This is a genomic window from Streptosporangium sp. NPDC000239 (assembly GCF_040300765.1).
Taxonomy (GTDB): Bacteria; Actinomycetota; Actinomycetes; order Streptosporangiales; family Streptosporangiaceae; genus Streptosporangium.
This window is the reverse complement of record NZ_JBEPEI010000043.1, coordinates 1-3,482: the sequence shown is the minus strand read 5'-3', so window position 1 is coordinate 3,482 and position 3,482 is coordinate 1. Positions and strand designations below refer to the sequence as shown.

Sequence of the window (3,482 nt, the reverse complement as noted above, 5' to 3'; positions counted from 1 at the left end):
GACAGAATTTTCGTCAGTAAATTTGGAAACTTACAAGTCAAATCTCAATCGGTATTTTGAATACAATCCTAGTCCTTGGTTCAATCAGTTAGCAAAATTTTTACCTGTTTTTGATTCAGCTTATAAAGAATCTGAAAATCAAATTAATCGAGCCTTACATATTGATTTGTTTACCCCAATTGCGACACATCCAGTTTGGCCAGGTTTAGCTAAGAGCCAACAAGAACAATTCAAGATGAAATTTCCGCAACTTTTGCAACTTTTAGAACCAGATGTTTTACTGACAAGTCTGTCAGTAAGTAATTTAAAAATTTTACTTAAAAATGCTGGAACTGAAATCGAAGAAATATTTGATAAAGAAGAAGTAGGAAAAGCTGCCAAATACGTTCGAGCTTATCGTGTCGATAAAAAATTAATCGTGATTAACGGTCGAAACTTTCAAGGAACTTATTTCGGTGGAATGACTGACCAGTTTGTTAGAAAATGTCTGACAGAAATTAAAGGGATGATTTGATGATTGACCAATTTCTGTCAGTAAAAAAAAGAGTTCATTTGAACTCTTTTTTATTTTCCCAAACAAAATTGTGAAAAAAGTTGTGTAATCAATTCATCTGGGGCAGCTTCCCCTGTGATTTCTCCAAGTAATTGCCAACAACGTGTGACATCCACTTGAATTAAATCAACAGGTAAGCCCAGAGCAAGCCCAGAGTTTGCTTCTTTAAGAGCCTTCAAAGCTTCTTCAACAATTGAAATGTGGCGGGCATTAGATAATACCGTTGCATCTTTGGCTTCAATTTCACCGGCAAAGAAAATTTGGTTGATTTTTTCTTCAACAGCATTTAAGTTTTCATTTTTAAGAGCTGAAATTCGGATAAAATCACCAGAAATTTGAGTGCTATCAATTTTTTCTGGCAGGTCGGTTTTGTTGAGTAGAACAATGCGATTTGAATTTTTAGACAGTTCTAAGAGCTCTAAATCTTTGTCAGTCAATTCATTTGAGGCATCTAAAACGAGTAAAACTAAATCAGCTTCAGCCAAAGCTTTTTTAGAACGTTCAACCCCAATCGCTTCGACTAAATCATCTGTTTCACGAATACCAGCAGTATCCACTAGTTCAAGAGGAACACCGCCAATATTGGCAAATTCAGTAATGACATCGCGCGTTGTTCCAGCAATATCAGTGACAATGGCTTTTTCTTCACGAAGCAATTGATTAAGTAAACTTGATTTTCCAACGTTTGGCCGACCAATAATCGCCGTTTTTAAACCTTCTCTTAAAATTTTTCCGCGTTTAGCTGTTGATAAAAGATTTTCCAAAAGCTGTTCAAAATGAGCCGTTTTTTCAAGGAGCATTTGTGAAGTCATTGTTTCCACATCATCATACTCTGGATAGTCAATATTGACCTCGACTTGTGCCAAACTTTCGAGAATCTCTTGACGAATGTTATTAATCATTTTTGAAAGACTTCCGTCAAGTTGTTTTACGGCAATGTTGGCAGCTTTGTCAGTTTTAGCTCGAATTAAATCCATGACAGATTCAGCCTGAGCCAAGTCAATTCGTCCATTTAAAAAGGCACGTTTGGTAAATTCGCCAGGTTCAGCGAGTCTTGCGCCATTACGTAAAAGTAATTGCAAAATTTCTTGTGTGACTGCAATTCCACCATGCGTATTTATTTCAACAATATCCTCGCGTGTAAATGTTTTAGGCGCACGCATGACTGAAACCATGACTTCGTCAACGAGACGTTTTTCTTCAAAAATATGGCCATAATTAATCGTATGGCTAGCAACTTGAGTTAAATTTTTTCCTTTATAGACAGATTGAGCAATTTTTAGGGCATCTGTCCCTGATAAACGAACAATGGCAATTGCTCCTTCACCAAGCGGTGTCGAAATCGCCGCAATCGTATCAAATTCTTGTGTTAATGTCATAAAGACTATTTTAACGCAAAAAGGCTGAATTTACTAGCCTATTTAATTTATTTTTTTATAAAAAATAAAAATCGCAAATTGCAAGTCCAAGTTAGCCAGCCAAGCTCATCTCATATGAACTCTTATAGTTGAACATTTTTCTTGGATAATGGTTCATCCAATACTCGATAGCGGCGACTTCTTCAGGGGTCGTCTTTGTTGTGCCTTTTGGCAGATGCCTACGAATCATTCGGTTATGGTTTTCATTCGTCCCTCGCTCAAAGCTCGCGTAGGCGTGTGCATAGTAAACTGGACAGCTTACGACCTCAGAGAGCCTTGCAAATTCATGGCCATTGTCAGGGGTAATGGATTTGAAGTCATAACTTTTTTGAAGTTCCACCAGCTCATCATTGACCGCCTGTGCTGTTTTCCCATCAATCAAGCGAATGATCTCCGTGCGGTATTTTCGCTCTGTGAGCGTCAAAAGCACCTTGTTCTTAGCTCTCGTAAGAATGACCGTGTCAATCTCGTAATGCCCCACTTCTAAGCGATTGTTAATGAACTCAGGCCGTTCTTCAATAGACTTACCAAAAGGATGCTTTGGCGCACGAGGTTTGATTTTCTTTGCCGCCTTATACTGCGGATAGAAAAGATGATGACGCTTGGCTTCTAACCAGCCCCAGTTGACCCAATTGTAGAGGCTGCTCAGAGAAACTCCTTTTAGAGCCTGATGAATGACTTCCAAAGAGTCCTTGTCTTCTTTAAGACGTGTACTCACATAACAATCAATCTCAGTCGTGAGTTTACTCGGACGAACACTGTGAGCCCTCAATCCTTCATAATTTTCTTGAGCCTTTTTAGCAGAGTATTTTACCTTCCGCTTGAGCTGGATTTCCCCTCGCTTCATCTCTCTGTCAATCGTCCCATGAGCTTTATTCAATAAGCGCGCAATCTCACGGTTGCTCAGTCCTTCTTTATTGTGCCAACGTTCAATGTTTAAACGGTCTTGATTGGTCAGGTGTTTCCCTTTGCTCTGGCTTGTGATAGAATAGTCTTGCATCTGAATTTCCTTTTTATACTATTTGGTCGAACTTCTAGTATAAGAGATTCAGATGTTTTTTGCTTGACTCAAGGTGGCTAACTTCATTTTACAATTTGCGATTTAATTTTTTATTTTAAATAGAGTACATTAGATTATCATTGTGCTATAATGACCTTATCTTTTACAGATTATGAAGGAAAAAATTAAGCTTAAATCCGCAGTCCATTCTAAAGAAAGTTTACTTGTTGCTCTATTACTTGCCATGAATACAGGCTTTGTTGATGCCTTTACCTTTTTTCATTTTGACGGTCGTTTCGCTAGTCTCCAAACTGGGAATTTGATTCAGACTGGAATTAATTTAGCCCATGGAAATTTGGAGAAAGCTTTTCAATTTATTATTCCAATTTTATTTTTTGCACTAGGTGCACTTTTCAAGACCTTATTCACCAAATATAAAACCCAAAATAATCAAAGTGAAATTGAATCTCTTCTCTTCATACAAATGATTGGTATTTTACTCATTTCTCTC

At 37.6% G+C, this 3,482-nt stretch carries 4 protein-coding genes; 2 read left to right on the top strand and 2 right to left on the bottom strand.

The window, feature by feature from the left end:
* Positions 1 to 514: hypothetical protein (locus ABT340_RS42340; protein WP_352016607.1), on the top strand; the 514-nt coding region annotated here is incomplete at its 5' end.
* Between the two features lie 50 nt (positions 515 to 564).
* Here ABT340_RS42340 and mnmE read toward each other — a convergent pair.
* Both mnmE and ABT340_RS42330 read right to left on the bottom strand, forming a co-directional pair.
* Complete coding sequence (gene mnmE, locus ABT340_RS42335) at positions 565 to 1,932, bottom strand: tRNA uridine-5-carboxymethylaminomethyl(34) synthesis GTPase MnmE (RefSeq protein ID WP_003131240.1); 1,368 nt, start codon at positions 1,930 to 1,932, stop codon at positions 565 to 567.
* Between the two features lie 91 nt (positions 1,933 to 2,023).
* A complete protein-coding gene (locus tag ABT340_RS42330; RefSeq protein WP_003130410.1) occupies positions 2,024 to 2,971 on the bottom strand; it encodes an IS30 family transposase in 948 nt (315 codons plus the stop codon).
* Between the two features lie 172 nt (positions 2,972 to 3,143).
* Between ABT340_RS42330 and ABT340_RS42325 the strand changes: the two genes are divergently transcribed.
* On the top strand, positions 3,144 to 3,482 hold a 339-nt coding region (locus tag ABT340_RS42325; RefSeq protein WP_352016606.1), incomplete at its 3' end, for a YoaK family protein.

Coding starts and splice junctions, on each gene's coding strand:
- mnmE (WP_003131240.1), bottom strand. CDS start 1,932: ATGACATTAACACAAGAATTTGATACGATTGCGGCGATTTCGACACCG.
- ABT340_RS42330 (WP_003130410.1), bottom strand. CDS start 2,971: ATGCAAGACTATTCTATCACAAGCCAGAGCAAAGGGAAACACCTGACC.